The 13,567-nt window shown below is 69.0% G+C and carries 15 protein-coding genes and 1 tRNA gene; 8 read left to right on the forward strand and 8 right to left on the reverse strand.

Translation table 11 applies throughout. The features are described from left to right. Position 1: 1 nt before the first annotated feature. Positions 2 to 74 (reverse strand) — tRNA-Trp (locus ACIBI5_RS50005). Positions 75 to 245: 171 nt separating this feature from the next. On the opposite strand from ACIBI5_RS50005, the gene ACIBI5_RS50010 reads away from it, so the two are divergent. Continuing rightward, positions 246 to 1,448 carry a pyridoxal phosphate-dependent aminotransferase gene (locus tag ACIBI5_RS50010; RefSeq protein ID WP_397258203.1) on the forward strand — a complete coding sequence of 401 codons (1,203 nt, stop codon included), beginning with the start codon at positions 246 to 248 and terminating at the stop codon, positions 1,446 to 1,448. Between the two features lie 30 nt (positions 1,449 to 1,478). Here the strand turns inward: ACIBI5_RS50010 and ACIBI5_RS50015 are convergent, their stop codons facing one another. The 4 genes from ACIBI5_RS50015 to ACIBI5_RS50030 are packed head-to-tail and all read right to left on the reverse strand — an operon-like array spanning position 1,479 to position 3,936. Next, positions 1,479 to 1,949, reverse strand: coding sequence for a hypothetical protein (locus ACIBI5_RS50015; RefSeq protein ID WP_397258205.1), 471 nt, complete (start codon positions 1,947 to 1,949; stop codon positions 1,479 to 1,481). 32 nt (positions 1,950 to 1,981) lie between these two features. Next, positions 1,982 to 2,518, reverse strand: coding sequence for a hypothetical protein (locus ACIBI5_RS50020; RefSeq protein WP_397258206.1), 537 nt, complete (start codon positions 2,516 to 2,518; stop codon positions 1,982 to 1,984). Positions 2,519 to 2,548: 30 nt separating this feature from the next. After that, positions 2,549 to 3,445, reverse strand: a complete 897-nt coding sequence (locus ACIBI5_RS50025; protein ID WP_397258208.1) for a PASTA domain-containing protein — start codon at positions 3,443 to 3,445, stop codon at positions 2,549 to 2,551. Beyond that, positions 3,442 to 3,936 (reverse strand): SigE family RNA polymerase sigma factor, encoded by a 495-nt coding sequence (locus ACIBI5_RS50030; RefSeq protein ID WP_397258210.1) that lies wholly within the window; start codon positions 3,934 to 3,936, stop codon positions 3,442 to 3,444. The genes ACIBI5_RS50025 and ACIBI5_RS50030 overlap by 4 nt, the downstream gene beginning before the upstream one ends. A gap of 68 nt (positions 3,937 to 4,004) precedes the next feature. Here ACIBI5_RS50030 and ACIBI5_RS50035 point away from each other — a divergent pair, with 68 nt between their 5' ends. After that, positions 4,005 to 5,030, forward strand: coding sequence for an adenosine deaminase (locus ACIBI5_RS50035; protein WP_397258212.1), 1,026 nt, complete (start codon positions 4,005 to 4,007; stop codon positions 5,028 to 5,030). Here the strand turns inward: ACIBI5_RS50035 and ACIBI5_RS50040 are convergent. Both ACIBI5_RS50040 and ACIBI5_RS50045 read right to left on the reverse strand, forming a co-directional pair. Next, positions 5,019 to 5,909 (reverse strand): hypothetical protein, encoded by an 891-nt coding sequence (locus ACIBI5_RS50040; protein ID WP_397258213.1) that lies wholly within the window; start codon positions 5,907 to 5,909, stop codon positions 5,019 to 5,021. The two genes, ACIBI5_RS50035 and ACIBI5_RS50040, sit on opposite strands and share 12 nt — an antisense overlap. Beyond that, on the reverse strand, positions 5,896 to 6,435 hold the full coding sequence (locus tag ACIBI5_RS50045; RefSeq protein WP_379614605.1) for an RNA polymerase sigma factor: 540 nt from the start codon (positions 6,433 to 6,435) through the stop codon (positions 5,896 to 5,898). The genes ACIBI5_RS50040 and ACIBI5_RS50045 overlap by 14 nt, the downstream gene beginning before the upstream one ends. A gap of 113 nt (positions 6,436 to 6,548) precedes the next feature. On the opposite strand from ACIBI5_RS50045, the gene ACIBI5_RS50050 reads away from it, so the two are divergent. Next, complete coding sequence (locus ACIBI5_RS50050; RefSeq protein WP_397258215.1) at positions 6,549 to 7,286, forward strand: class I SAM-dependent methyltransferase; 738 nt, start codon at positions 6,549 to 6,551, stop codon at positions 7,284 to 7,286. Here the strand turns inward: ACIBI5_RS50050 and ACIBI5_RS50055 are convergent, their stop codons facing one another. After that, positions 7,287 to 7,838: a cysteine hydrolase family protein gene (locus ACIBI5_RS50055; protein WP_397258216.1), complete on the reverse strand. Its 552-nt coding sequence runs from the start codon at positions 7,836 to 7,838 to the stop codon at positions 7,287 to 7,289. 66 nt (positions 7,839 to 7,904) lie between these two features. On the opposite strand from ACIBI5_RS50055, the gene ACIBI5_RS50060 reads away from it, so the two are divergent. The 5 genes from ACIBI5_RS50060 (at position 7,905) to ACIBI5_RS50080 (ending at position 13,560) form a co-directional block, all read left to right on the forward strand. After that, positions 7,905 to 8,285 carry a VOC family protein gene (locus ACIBI5_RS50060; protein ID WP_397258218.1) on the forward strand — a complete coding sequence of 127 codons (381 nt, stop codon included), beginning with the start codon at positions 7,905 to 7,907 and terminating at the stop codon, positions 8,283 to 8,285. 52 nt (positions 8,286 to 8,337) lie between these two features. Further along, the gene (locus tag ACIBI5_RS50065) at positions 8,338 to 10,200 is read left to right on the forward strand and encodes an acyl-CoA dehydrogenase family protein (RefSeq protein WP_397258219.1); all 1,863 of its coding nucleotides are present in this window, start codon (positions 8,338 to 8,340) and stop codon (positions 10,198 to 10,200) included. A gap of 206 nt (positions 10,201 to 10,406) precedes the next feature. Continuing rightward, complete coding sequence (locus ACIBI5_RS50070; RefSeq protein WP_397258221.1) at positions 10,407 to 11,684, forward strand: extracellular solute-binding protein; 1,278 nt, start codon at positions 10,407 to 10,409, stop codon at positions 11,682 to 11,684. Positions 11,685 to 11,751: 67 nt separating this feature from the next. Next, a complete protein-coding gene (locus ACIBI5_RS50075; RefSeq protein ID WP_397258223.1) occupies positions 11,752 to 12,672 on the forward strand; it encodes a carbohydrate ABC transporter permease in 921 nt (306 codons plus the stop codon). Continuing rightward, on the forward strand, positions 12,673 to 13,560 hold the full coding sequence (locus ACIBI5_RS50080; RefSeq protein WP_397258225.1) for a carbohydrate ABC transporter permease: 888 nt from the start codon (positions 12,673 to 12,675) through the stop codon (positions 13,558 to 13,560). Positions 13,561 to 13,567: the final 7 nt, after the last annotated feature.

The raw sequence follows: 13,567 nt of genomic DNA on the forward strand, positions 1-13,567 counted from the left end.
GCAGGGCACGAGGGACTCGAACCCCCAACCGCCGGTTTTGGAGACCGGTGCGCTACCAATTGCGCTAGTGCCCTATGTCGCCAACCAGACTACCCCGGTCGGCTCACTGCCCGGACCGAACCGCGGCTCGACATGCGGCGGCAGGACCAGGCGAGAGTCTACGGGTCAATACCCCGCCACGTCGAACCGAATCTGATCGCCCAGGTCACAGCGCCCATGAAACAGCATCGTGGGAGCATGGAGCCATGTCCACCCGACCCCGCATCTCCACACGAATCTCCGCGATCTCCGAGTCCGCCACCCTCGCCGTCGACGCCAAGGCCAAGGCGATGAAGGCCGCGGGCCGCCCGGTCATCGGCTTCGGTGCCGGCGAGCCGGATTTCTCCACGCCCGGCTACATCGTCGAGGCGGCCGTCGAGGCCGCGCGCGACCCCAAGAACCACAAGTACACCCCGGCCGGCGGCCTGCCCGAGCTGAAGCAGGCCATCGCAGAGAAGACGGCTCGCGACTCGGGCTTCCAGGTCGAGGCCGCGCAGGTCCTCGTCACCAACGGCGGCAAGCAGGCCGTCTACGAGGCGTTCGCGACCCTGCTGGACCCGGGTGACGAGGTCCTGGTCGTCGCCCCCTACTGGACCACCTACCCCGAGGCGATCAAGCTGGCCGGGGGCGTCCAGGTCGACGTGGTCACCGACGAGTCCACGGGCTACCTGGCCTCGGTGGAGCAACTGGAGGCCGCGCGCACCGAGCGTACGAAGGTGCTGCTGTTCGTCTCGCCGTCCAACCCGACCGGCGCGGTCTACAGCCGCGCGGAGGTCGAGGCCATCGGCCGCTGGGCGACCGAGCACGGCCTGTGGGTCGTCACCGACGAGATCTACGAGCATCTGGTGTACGGCGGCGCCGAGTTCACCAGCATCGCCCACTACGTCCCGGCCGACCATGTCGTCATCCTCAACGGCGTGGCCAAGACCTACGCGATGACCGGCTGGCGGGTGGGCTGGATGATCGGCCCGAAGGACGTCGTCAAGGCCGCCACCAACCTCCAGTCGCACGCCACCTCGAACGTCTCCAACGTGGCCCAGGTCGCCGCGCTGGCCGCGGTCAAGGGCGACCTGTCGGCCGTGTCCGAGATGCGCGAGGCGTTCGACCGCCGCCGCCAGACGATGGTGCGCATGCTCAACGACATCCCGGGCGTGTTCTGCCCGGAGCCGACTGGCGCCTTCTACGTGTACCCGTCGGTCAAGGAGGTGCTCGGCAAGGAGATCCGCGGCCGTCGCCCCCAGACCTCGGCGGAGCTGGCGGAGCTGATCCTGGAGGAGGCCGAGGTCGCGGTGGTCCCGGGCGAGGCCTTCGGCACCCCCGGCTACTTCCGCCTGTCCTACGCGCTGGGCGACCAGGACCTCGCCGAGGGCGTCGGCCGCATCGCCAAGCTGCTGTCGGAAGCCCGCTAGCCAGGGCGGTCCGTACCAGTGGTCGTGCCGCTACCCGGCGCCGATCGTGGACGCGACCGTGGCGATCTGGTCGGCCAGGTCGGGCGTCGCCGCGATGTACACGGCGAGGCCCGGCCGGTCGAGCCACAGGAAGTGCCGGACGCTGCCCCGGGTGTTCCAGCGCAACGCCGGCCGTCCTTCGTGCGTGCTCAGCCGCGAGTCGCGGATCAGCGTGACGAACCGCTGGGCCGAGTGCACCCCGCACACCACCCCGATCCACAGGGTGTCGTCCCCGCTGCCGAAGGCGACGCTCTGCGCCTCGTACCGGCTGGACAGGCCGGGGATGCGGGGGGTCGTGTCGCCGCGCTTGAGCCCGGCGGGCACGGTGTAGGTGATCCGCTGCTCGCCGCACCCCAGCACCGTCGCCCGCGCGGGCTCCGGGCTGGGGCTGGGAACGGCCCGGCTCTCCGGTACGGCGGTGCCGCACCCGCCCAGAGCGAACACGAGCGCCAACACTGCCAACAGCCGCATCGTCCGCCTTCCGGAAAAGGTCCCTAGTCTCCCACCGGAGCCTTCACCGAGGCCGCGATGGCGAGCAGCTCCTTGGCCAGCGGCTCGCTGACGCGGATCCACGCGCCGGTGCCGACGCGTTCCAGCCAGACGATCATCTTGCCGCCTTCCGGATGGGCGCCGACCACGGCGGGCTTGCCACGCACGGTGGTCTCGCGGGCGCGTTCAAGGTCGGCCCGCTTGCGGTAGGTCTCCCAGTCAGCAGCGACAGTACCGTGTTCGACCTGCGCCTCGACCGTGCGTTCGCCGGTTCCGAAGCGGGCCCAGCCGCCGTCGGCGCCCTTTTCCTGGGCGATCACCCCACCGCCGGTCCGTTCCAGGCCCGCGGGGAGATAGGTGAGCCAGAAGTTGTCGGAGACGACGGCGATTGTGGTGGGCTTGATCATCGCGGGGGCGGGAGGCGGCGGCGCGGGCCGGGGTTGTTGTCCGAAATCTGCGGAGAACACCAGGGAGAGCGCCACCACCGACGACACCAGGGCCAGGACCGAGAACGCGGCACGCCACCATTGCCCCGAATGCATACCTGGTAGATCCCCAGTTTCGGGCGGGCTTTACTCGGAGATCGGATGAATTCCTTCCGCGACTTTGAGCATCTCGTCCTTGATCTGGTCCCGGTCGAGCTTCATGGCGCGGAACGGGCTCATCATGACCTCGACGGCTAGGCCGTCACGGAGCTTCCAGCCGATGGTATGGGTGACCATGTTCGGATCGGCCTCGTCTTCCTTCTTGACCACCCGGATGTCTTCCGCCAGCGCCACCAGGTAGCCCTTCTTCCCCTTGATCTCGACCGTTTCCGCGCCCTCGCCGGGGAACTCCGCCAGCCGCTTGTCGACGGACGACGCCGCCTTACCCTCGTAGACGATGATCTGGATGGAGTAGGTGCCGTCCTTGTTGGGCTCGTCGAAGGAGGTCGTGTAGGAGGTCTCCCCGAAGCCGTTCTTGCCCGACCAGTTGCCCCAGGACAGACCCTCGGGGACGTATCCCACCCGGATCCCACCGAACTCCCGCCCGTCGCCCAGGTCGCCGAGGTCCTGCAGGGCGGAGGTCAGCGTCACCCTGGTGCCGGGCTCGACCTCCTCGCCCGCGGCGGGCTTCTGCCCGTTGACGAACTGGGGGATCTCGGCGATGTCGTCGACCTGGAGCCCGGCGGCTCTCAGCGTCTTCACCGCCTGATCCAGCTTGAGGCCGTTCACGTCGGGCACCGTCACCTTGTTCGTGACCACGACCGAGGCGGTCTCGTTGCCCCGGACCGGCTGGGGTTCGTTGGAGGTGAGGACCGCGGGCACCGTCACCGCCACCGCCGCGGTGACCAGGGCGGCTCCCGCCGTACGAAATCTGATGGTGTGGCGGCGGCGGGCGCGGCGCACGGAGCGCCCCAGCGTCGGCGGTGCGTGGACGTCGGCGACATGCCTGGCCATCGCCTCCCTGAGCTCTTCCTCGACGTTCATCGAAACACTCCTTCCTTGACGCTCTCGCGCATCTTGGCCAGTCCTCTGGCCGCCTGGCTCTTCACGGTGCCGAGCGAGCAGCCCAGCAGCGCCGCGGTCGCGCTCTCCGACTGGTCCTCCCAGTAGCGGAGGACCAGGACGGCCCGCATCCTGGGCGGCAGCCTGCGCAGTTCCTCGATGAGGCTGTCGCGCAGGTCCACGTCGGGCGAGCCGGCCGCGGTCTCGGGCGGCCGGGCGAAGGTGATCTCCTGCAGCACCCGGCGGCGCCTGGCCTTGTTGATGGCCGCGTTCACGACGACCTTGCGCGCGTACGCCTCGGGGTTGTCGCGGCGGATCCTCGACCAGTGCTTGTAGACCTTCTCCAGTGCGCCCTGGACCAGGTCTTCGGCGTCGTGCGCCGACGCGCCGCAGACCAGTACCGCGGTCCGCAGCAGCGAGGTGCTTCTGGCGGCGACGAACTCGTCGAAGGCCGCCTCGTCTTCATCCGTCATCAGCGGGGTCCCCTTTCGCCTTCCACAACACGCGAACCCGCCGGGAAGTTGAGTGGAAGAATAAGGAGATGCACCGCCCGCTCCACACGCTTCCCAAAGCCCATCTGCACCTGCACTTCACCGGCTCGATGCGCCACTCGACGCTGATCGAGCTGGCCAGGTCACAGGGCCTGCACCTGCCGGACGCGCTGGAGGAGGACTGGCCGCCGCGGCTGCGCGCGACCGACGAGCGGGGCTGGTTCCGCTTCCAGCGGCTCTACGACATCGCCAGGTCCGTGCTGTCCACGCCCGAGCACGTCTACCGGCTGCTGCGCGAGGCCGCGGAGGACGAGGCCGCCGAGGGTTCGCGCTGGCTGGAGATCCAGGTCGACCCGTCGGGCTTCCAGCAGCGCTTCGGCGGGCTGACCGCGACGCTGGAACTGATGCTCGACGCGGCCGCGCGCGCCGCCGCGCATGCCGGGATCGGCGTCGCGGTGATCGTCGCGGCCAACAGGACCCGCCATCCGCTCGACGCGAACACGCTGGCCAGGCTCGCCGTGCAGTACGTCGGCCGCGGCGTCGTCGGCTTCGGCCTGTCCAACGACGAGCGGCGCGGCGAGGCCAGGGAGTTCGAGCGCGCCTTCCGCATCGCCAAGCGCGCGGGCCTGCTGTCCCTGCCCCACGGTGGCGAACTGCTCGGCCCCCGCAGCATCGAGCAGTGTGTCTACGACCTCCACGCCGACCGGGTCGGCCACGGCGTGCGCGCGGCGGAGTCGGAGCGGCTCATGGAGCGGCTGGCCGACCGCCAGATCTGCTGCGAGGTCTGCCCGACCTCCAACGTCGGCCTCGGGGTGGCGGAGCGGGCGGCCGACGTGCCGGTGCGGCGGTTGTTCGAGGCGGGGGTGCCGATCGCGCTGGGCGCCGACGACCCGCTGCTGTTCGGCGCGCGCCTGCTGCGCCAGTACGAGCTTCTTCGCGAGGTGTACGGCTTCCGCGACGCCGAGATCGCCGAGGTGGCCAGGCAGTCGATCAGGTCGTCGGCCGCCCCGGAGTCGGTGGGCAAGGAGATGCTCAAGGGCGTGGACGACTGGCTGGCGGCGCCGTCAGCGGAGTGAGTTCGCGATCTCCGCGGCCCGGTCCTTGTCCTTGACGCCTTCGAGGCGGAAGCCGACGCCGCCGCGCTCCCACAACAGGGTCTCCTCGGCCAGCCGCAGCGGGAGCGGGGTGTTGTCGCCGCGCTTGAGGTAGCTGAGCCGGTGGGTGCCGGTGATCCACCACGCCTCGCCGTAGCGGAGCGGGACGTTGTCGGGCCAGGGCTCGCCCATCTCCTTGAGAAAGACCGGGCTGAAGCCGCCGTCGAACTGGTCCAGCCTGACGCCGTCCCAGAACATCGACACCACGCGGCCCTTGTCGCTGATCCTGACCTCGTCGGGCTCGCCCAGGACGCTGGGCCGGTTGACCGGAAATTTCACCAGATCGGAGAGCTGATCCGGGGTGACCGTGCGCTCGCCGGGCAGCGGCGTCGGCGACACCGCCACCGGCGGGGCGTCGGTGATGCGCAGCTCGATGCCGGCCAGCCGCAGGATGTGCGCGACCGCCGCCCTGCCCTGCGGTGTACCCGCCGTGATCGCCACCACGACCGCCACCACGACCACCGTGATCACCCACCGCCGCCGCCTGCCGGGCCGCCGCGACACGTCCTCCCGCCCACGCGGCCGCCGGAAGAGCCCACCGGACCGCCGGGTCCCGTGCTCGCCGGGCGCGGGTGAAGCCGCTCCGGCGTCATCCTCGGGCGCGATGACGTCACCGCCCGGCGCGTTCTCCTCGGGGGCGTCGGTGTTCTCGCCGTCGGCGAGGTTCGCGCCGTCGCCGGCCTCCAACCGGGCGCGTACGGCTGCCGCCACGTCGGCGGGAGGCGGCGCGGGCACGTCGACGGCGTCGCCGAGCGCGAGAAGTTCGGCTTCCAGATCGCCGAACGGCTCATGCGAGGTCACGGCCCACCTCCTCCCTCAGCCTGGCCAGCCCGCGGTGCGTACTGGACTTGACGGTGCCCAGCGGCCAGTCGAGCACCTGGGCGGTCTCCGCTTCCGACAGCTGTAAGAAGTACCGGCAGACCACGGCCTGACGTTCCCGATCAGGCAACCGTCGTACCGCTTCCAGGAGCCTGGCCCTGCGGTCGGCGGCGACGGCCGTACCCTCTGGGTCGTCGGGAGCGGCGGCGTCGGCGCTCATGCTCGCCCGCAACGTCAGCTCGGTGCGGCGGCCGCGCGAGCGGGTGAGGTTGTGAGTCTCGTTGGCGACGATCCGCAGCAGCCACGGCCGGAAGGGCGCGTCGCGGCGGAAGGAGGCCAGGTGCCGGTAGGCCTTGACGAACGCCTCCTGCACGACGTCCTCGGCCTCGTCGCCGGCGCCCAGCATGGCCGCGGTGCGGTGCGCGAGCGCGCTGTAGCGGGCGACGAGCGCCTCGTAGGCGGACAGGTCGCCGGACAGCGCGCGGGTGATCGCCTCGTCGTCGTCCATGGACGAGACAGATTCCACCGCATGGCGGCCCCGCAGCGGAAGAGGTGAGCCTCATCGTTAAGCGGGCACTAGACTCTGGCAGATCCGTAGCCCCTTGAAGGAAACAAGGACTCATGTCTTCTGGGTATGACCGTGTAGTGCAACCGGCGGCCGGTGACGAGGCCCTGGAGAACCACCTAGGTGGCGACGAGGCCAAGAACTACCGGCAGTACGAGTTCGACATGGTCGCACCGCACGTGGGCCGCTCGATGCTCGAGATCGGCTCTGGGCTGGGGCACTTCGCCGAGCAGTTCCTGCCGCGGCTGGACCGGCTGGTGGTCAGCGACTTCGACCCCTACTGCTGCGACCAGCTCAACAAGCGCTTCGCCGACAACTCCGACATCGAGGTCCTGCACTTCGCGCTCCCCGACCCGGTCCCGATGGAGGGCCAGGTCGACACGGTCGTCCTCATGAACGTCCTGGAGCACATCGAGGAGGACTCCGAGGCCCTGCGCTCGCTGGCCAAGGTGACGGCGCCCGGCGGCCGGATCATCATCTGGGTGCCCGGCTACATGCAGCTTTACGGAGACTTCGACCGCAAGGTCGGCCACGTCCAGCGCTACACGCCCAAGACGCTGACCCAGACGGTCATGCGCGCCGGGCTGGACATCGACGTGTGCAAGCCGATCAACTTCCTGGGCGGCATCGCCTGGTGGGCCGCGGTCCGCCGGGGCGGCGTGGGGTACCCGGACCCCCGGCTGGTCAAGATCTACGACCGCACGGTGGTGCCGACGACCCGCTTCATCGAGCGGTTCATCCGGCCTCCGTTCGGCCAGACGGTCTTCTGCGTGGCCCGGGTCCCCCAGTCCTGATCAGCCGAAGGCCACGTCCTTGGTCTCCAGGGTGCCGCCCTTGCGCCCCGGCGCGGTCTGGAAGCGCCAGTAGAGGTTGGTGTGGGCGATGACCTGCTCCGGCGCGGGCGCGCCCCACGCGGACTGGTCTTCCGTGGTGTGCGCGTCGCTGACCAGCGTCGCGTCGTAGCCGCGGACGATGGCGCCGTGGAGCGTGGAGCGGATGCACGCGTCGGTCTGCGCGCCCACGACGACGAGGTGGCCGACGCCGAGGCCCGACAGCACGCTCTCCAGGTCGGTGTCCTCGAAGGAGTCGAAGTAGACCTTGTGCACGAGCGGCTCGGCGGCGCCGGGAACCAGTTCTGGCACGATCTGCCAGCCGTCGCTGCGCAGGGGCATCTCCTCGTCGGAGTGCTGCACCCACACGACGGGCACCTGCTCGCGCCTGGCCCTGTCCACGAGGTCGCCGATGTTGGCGACGACCGTGTCGCGCTCGTGGGCGCCGGCGACGACGCCGTTCTGTACGTCGATGACCAGCAGCGCGGTGTTGGGCCGGTCGGCGAGAGTGGTCATGAAGCCCCCCTGGATCCGTGGTGAAGCCCACACAGTAGCCGGTGCTCCCGACAATAGAGTGGCCGGATGATCCGCATCGAGCGTCTCGATCACCTGGTCCTGACCGTCGCCGACATCGACCGGACCATCGCGTTCTACCACGAGGTCCTGGGCATGGAGCCGGTCGTGTTCGGCGAGGGCCGCAGGGCGCTGCGCTTCGGCCCGCACAAGATCAACCTGCACGCCGCCGGGCACGAGATCGATCCCAAGGCTGCCAGGCCCACACCCGGGTCGGCGGACCTGTGCCTGGTGAGCGCGGTGCCGATCGAGGAGGTCATCGCGCATCTGGGCGCCTCGGGGGTCGCGATCGAGGTGGGGCCGGCGCCGCGTACGGGCGCGCTGGGTGAGATGACGTCGGTCTACTTCCGCGACCCGGACGGCAACCTCATCGAGGTCTCCACGTACTAGGCGCGCCTTCCGACATCCGCGACAGGGGCGTAACGTCGGCGGGAGGGCGCAGATGAGCGACTATGCCAAGGCACGAGAGCTCGGCGAGCAGGCCCGTGAGACGGAGTGGAACCGGCCGAGCTTCGCGAAGCAGCTGTTCCTCGGGGATTTCCGGCTGGATCTGGTCTATCCCGTTCAGACGGTCCCCGACGACGCGGCCAAGCGGGGGGAGGACTTCGTCCGGGCCGTCCGGAGATTCCTGGATACGCGGGTCGATCCGGCGGTCATCGAGCGGACGGGGGTCGTTCCCGACGAGGTGGTCAACGGGTTCAGGGAGCTGGGGGCCTTCGGGATCACGATCGCCGAGGAGTACGGCGGGCTGGGCCTGCCGTACCTCTACTACTGCCGGGCGCTCATGCTGGTCGGGTCGTACTGCCCGGCGCTGGCGACGCTGCTGTCGGCGCATCAGTCGATCGGGGTGCCGCAGCCGCTGAAGCTGTTCGGCACCGAGGAGCAGAAGCGGAAATTCCTCCCACGCTGTGCAAAGGGTGAAATATCGGCGTTTCTGCTGACTGAGCCGGATGTGGGGTCGGACCCCGCGCGGCTGGCCACCACCGCCGTCAAGGACGGCGACGACTACGTTCTCGACGGGACGAAGCTCTGGACCACGAACGGAGTGGTCGCCGATCTGCTCGTCGTGATGGCGCGTACCGGAAAGAAGATCAGCGCCTTCGTGGTCGAGGGCGACTCGCCGGGGATCACGGTGCAGCGGCGCAACACCTTCATGGGACTGCGCGGGATCGAGAACGGGGTCACGACGTTCGCCGGCGTGCGGGTGCCGGCGGCCAACCTGATCGGGCGCGAGGGCGAGGGGCTGAAGATCGCGCTGACCACGCTCAACACCGGGCGGCTCTCTCTGCCCGCCACCTGCGCGGGCAACGCCAAGTGGGCGGTGAAGATCGCCCGCGAGTGGAGCTCGGCGCGCGTGCAGTGGGGGCGCAGCGTCGGCGAGCACGAGGCCGTGGCCACGAAGATCGCGTTCATCGCGGCCACCGCGTACGCGCTGGAGGCCGTCTGCGACCTGACCGCGCGCATGGCCGACTCGGCCGCCACCGACATCCGCATCGAGGCGGCGCTGGCCAAGCTGTACGCCACCGAGCTGTCCTATACCGCCCTCGACGAACTGGTCCAGATCAGGGGCGGACGCGGCTACGAGACCGCCGAGTCGCTGGTGGCCAGGGGCGAGCGGGGCGTACCCGCCGAACAGATGCTGCGCGACTCCCGGATCAACCGGATCTTCGAAGGCTCCTCGGAGATCATGAAGCTGCTGATCACCCGCGAGGCGGTCGACGCCCATCTGAGCGCCGCCGGCGAGCTGATCAACCCGGACGCCTCCCGCCACGAGCGGGCCCAGGCGCTTCGGCGGGCGACCGCCTTCTACGCCAAGTGGCTGCCCACGCTGGTGGCGGGCTCCGGCTCGCTGCCCGCGTCGTACCCCGGCTTCGGCCCGCTCGCCCGCCACCTGCGCTACGTGGAGCGGACCAGCAGGAAGCTGGCGCGCTCGCTCTTCTACGGCATGTCGCGCTGGCAGGGACGGCTGGAGCACAAGCAGGCCTTCCTCGGCCGGATCGTGGACATCGGCGCCGAGCTGTTCGCGATGACGGCCGCCTGCGTGAAGGCCAGGGAGGACGCCGCCGACCTGGGCCGGCGCCCGCAGGAACTGGCCGACACGTTCTGCCTGCAGGCCAGCCGCCGCATCCAGACCCTCTTCTCCACACTCTGGGACAACAACGACGCCCAGGAGGTACGGCTGGCGCGCTACGTCCTGGAAGGCCGGTACACCTTCCTCGAAGAGGGCATCCTCGACCCCTCGGTCGAGGGCCCGTGGATCGGCGCGCCCGAGGGCGGGGAGAACGTGCGGAGAAAGATCCCCTGACACACCCGGTCTAGACCGGTTATGCCGGTTTGTGCGTTTGGATGTTTTCAAACCGATACCCACCGGTATAGACCGGCTGCTGAACAGAGGCTTACTCTGACGCAAACGCGGTGAGCTGTGGCTCACGCACCCCCAAAACCCTGTGGGCTGGGTCCGGGGCTGGTACGGACCAGCGTGACCCGTCCGACGTGAAGGCGGTATCTACGGTGAACATCAAGCTTGTGGGCGGCGCCGCTCTCGGCCTGGCCACCATGCTGGTCCTGTCCAGCTGTGGCAGTACCGGCGGCTCGGGCACGCCGGCCGAGGGTGGCAACACGGCCTCCGCCGGCGGCGCGGTCACGCTGAAGATGGTCGCGGCCGACTACGGCGACGGCCCCGGCGCGGCGAACTCCGGCGACAACTTCTGGAAGGAGGTCGTCGGCGAGTTCGAGAAGGCCAACCCGAACATCAAGGTCCAGGTCACCGTCATCAACTGGAATGACATCGACAAGCAGGTCGCGACCATGGTCCAGAACGGCCAGGCGCCCGACATCCTGCAGACCGGCGACTACTCCGGATTCGTCAAGGACGGCCTGCTGCACAAGGTCGAGGAGATCGTCTCCCCGAACGTCCAGCAGGACCTGCTGGCCAAGTTCGCCGAGTTCGGCAAGGTCGACGGCGCCTCGTACGGCCTGCCGTTCGTCTCCTCCGCCCGCGCCCTGTTCTACAACAAGGAGCTGTTCGAGAAGGCCGGCATCGCCGAGCCGCCCAAGACCTGGGACGAGCTCAAGGCCGCGGCAGAGAAGCTGAAGAAGTCCGGCGTCAGCCAGCCCTTCGGCCTGCCCCTGGGCCAGGAGGAGGCGCAGGCCGAGGCGTTCCTGTGGATGCTGGGCAACGGCGGCGCCTACAAGGACGCCGCCGGCAAGTGGGCGATCAACTCCCCCGCGAACGTCGAGACCTTCACCTACGTCAAGGGCCTCGTCGACGCCGGTCTGACCAGCCCGAACCCCGGCACCAAGGACCGCAAGACGGTCTGGGAGGACTTCGCCGCCGGCAAGGTCGGCATGGCCAACGGCGGCCCCATGTCCATCCCGATCTTCGACAAGGGCGCCGTGAAGGACAAGTACGGCGTCGTGGCGATCCCCGGCAAGACCGGCCCGCTCAACACGACCCTGGGCGTCATGGACTGGATCATGGCGTTCAACCAGAACAAGCACCCCGACGAGATCAAGAAGTTCTTCGACTTCTTCTACACCGGCCCCGCCGCCGAGAAGATCGTGGACCTCTACAAGCTGCTGCCCGTCACCAACGGCGGCATCCAGAAGCTCTCGGGCGACGAGAAGCTCAAGCCGTTCCTCGACGGCCTGCCCAACGCCAGCTTCTACCCGTTCCAGGACCCCAAGTGGTCTGAGCTGAACACCCAGATCAAGCAGACCATGGGCGGCGCCGTGAAGGACCCGGCCAAGACGCTCGGTGAGCTCCAGAAGGTCGCCGAGACCGGCTGATCGGTCGAGGTGCGTACGGCAGGCGGCTCGGTGCCGGGCGCCTGCCGTACCTCCAGAAAGGGTTCGCATGAAGAAGCTGGAGCCGCTCGCCTGGGTCGGGCCCGCGGTCTTGCTGATCGCCGCGGTGGTCATCTGGCCGGTGATCGAGATGATCCGGTCGTCGTTCCTGCAGATCAGCCGGTTCGGCGTGGTCCGGGAGGGCAACTTCCCCGACAACTACACGAAGGTCTTCACCTCGAAGGACTTCGGGGACATCATGGTCCGCAGCGTGATCTGGGTGATCGCGGTCGTCGTGCTCACCGTGCTGATCTCCCTGCTGCTGGCGCAGTTGTTCAACCAGAAGTTTCCGGGCCGCAAGCTGGCCCGCTGGGCGCTGATCGCGCCGTGGGCGGCGTCGGTGCTGATGACCGCGATCGTGTTCAAGTGGATGCTCGACCCCGAGGTCGGCGTCATCAACCTGATCCGCCGTGACCTGGGCGTCTTCCTGAAAGACACCTTCGGCATCGAGCCGAGCTCGCTGGGGTTGCTCGGCGCGATGGGCGGCACCTCGGCCGACCAGCTCGGCCAGGCCTCCACCGCGATGCCGTGGCTGATCTTCGTGGCGGTGTTCGTGTCGGTGCCGTTCACGACGTACGCGCTGCTGGCCGGCCTGGCCACGATCCCGGCCGACATCTACGAGGCGGCCAGGATGGACGGCGCCTCGAAGTTCCGCACCTACTGGTCGATCACGCTGCCGCTGCTGCGGCCCGCGCTGACCGTCGCGGCGCTGATCAACGTCATGAACGTCTTCAACAGCTTCCCGATCATCTGGGCGATGACGAAGGGCCAGCCGGGCTACGACACCGCGACGTCCACGATCTTCATGTACATCCTGAAGGGCTCCGACATCGGGGCGTCCGCGGCGATGTCGGTGGTGAACTTCGGCATGGTCATCGTGCTGACCATCATCTTCTTGCGGGTCTCCCGCTGGAACAAGGAGGTGGCGTAGGTGAGCACGCAGACCGCTCCCGCCCCGCTGAGCCGGCGGCGGCACCACCACCAGCGCCCGCGCCGCCCGCACACGATGCCGCGGGTCAAGACGACGCTCATCGCCGGGCTCGCGTACCTGATCGGGTTCGTCTTCCTCTTCCCGTACCTGGTCATGGTCCTGATCGCGCTGCGGCCGCAGAACGAGCTGCGCACGGCGCAGTGGTTCCCCGACACCTGGGACCTGTCTGCGATCGGCGGGTTCTGGCGGGGCGGGCTGGCCGACAACCTGCTGGTCTCGTTGCAGGTCGCGATCGGCTCGACGTTGCTGGTGCTGATCGTGGCGCTGCCGGCCGCGTACTACACCGCGCGGCACAACTTCAGGGGGCGCACGTTCTTCCTGATCCTGGTGCTGGTCACGCAGATGTTCCAGCCGACCTCGATGGTCGTGGGCATCTACCGGGAGTTCTTCCAGTTCGGGCTGGTGGACTCGGTGTGGTCGCTGATCCTGGTCAACGGCGGGTTCAACCTGGCCTTCGCGGTCTGGATCCTCAACGCGTACTTCTCCAGCATCCCCCGTGAGCTGGAGGAGGCGGCCTTCATCGACGGCAACGGGCGGATGGGCGCGCTGTTCCGCATCACGCTCCCCCTGGCCATGCCCGGCGTGATCACGGCGCTGATCTTCACGTTCATCGCCGCGTGGAACGAGTTCGTCGTCGCGCTGACCCTGACCACGAGCCCGGAGAACCAGCCGCTGCCCGTGGCGCTGCACTCCTACATGGGCCAGTACTCCGTGGACTGGCAGGGACTGTTCGCCGGATCGGTGATCGCCACGATCCCGGTGATCATCCTGTTCGCGCTCATCGAGCGGAAGGTGGTCGGCGGTCTCACCGCCGGCTCGATCAAGTAGGCCACCC

This window comes from Nonomuraea sp. NPDC050540 (assembly GCF_044457485.1).
Lineage (GTDB): Bacteria > Actinomycetota > Actinomycetes > Streptosporangiales > Streptosporangiaceae > Nonomuraea.

Excerpts from the sequence above, each read along its gene's own strand:
- ACIBI5_RS50010 (WP_397258203.1), top strand. The coding sequence starts at position 246 with ATGTCCACCCGACCCCGCATCTCCACACGAATCTCCGCGATCTCCGAG.
- ACIBI5_RS50020 (WP_397258206.1), bottom strand. The coding sequence starts at position 2,518 with ATGCATTCGGGGCAATGGTGGCGTGCCGCGTTCTCGGTCCTGGCCCTG.
- ACIBI5_RS50025 (WP_397258208.1), bottom strand. The coding sequence starts at position 3,445 with ATGAACGTCGAGGAAGAGCTCAGGGAGGCGATGGCCAGGCATGTCGCC.
- ACIBI5_RS50030 (WP_397258210.1), bottom strand. The coding sequence starts at position 3,936 with ATGACGGATGAAGACGAGGCGGCCTTCGACGAGTTCGTCGCCGCCAGA.
- ACIBI5_RS50035 (WP_397258212.1), top strand. The coding sequence starts at position 4,005 with ATGCACCGCCCGCTCCACACGCTTCCCAAAGCCCATCTGCACCTGCAC.
- ACIBI5_RS50045 (WP_379614605.1), bottom strand. The coding sequence starts at position 6,435 with ATGGACGACGACGAGGCGATCACCCGCGCGCTGTCCGGCGACCTGTCC.
- ACIBI5_RS50050 (WP_397258215.1), top strand. The coding sequence starts at position 6,549 with ATGTCTTCTGGGTATGACCGTGTAGTGCAACCGGCGGCCGGTGACGAG.
- ACIBI5_RS50055 (WP_397258216.1), bottom strand. The coding sequence starts at position 7,838 with ATGACCACTCTCGCCGACCGGCCCAACACCGCGCTGCTGGTCATCGAC.
- ACIBI5_RS50060 (WP_397258218.1), top strand. The coding sequence starts at position 7,905 with ATGATCCGCATCGAGCGTCTCGATCACCTGGTCCTGACCGTCGCCGAC.
- ACIBI5_RS50065 (WP_397258219.1), top strand. The coding sequence starts at position 8,338 with ATGAGCGACTATGCCAAGGCACGAGAGCTCGGCGAGCAGGCCCGTGAG.
- ACIBI5_RS50075 (WP_397258223.1), top strand. The coding sequence starts at position 11,752 with ATGAAGAAGCTGGAGCCGCTCGCCTGGGTCGGGCCCGCGGTCTTGCTG.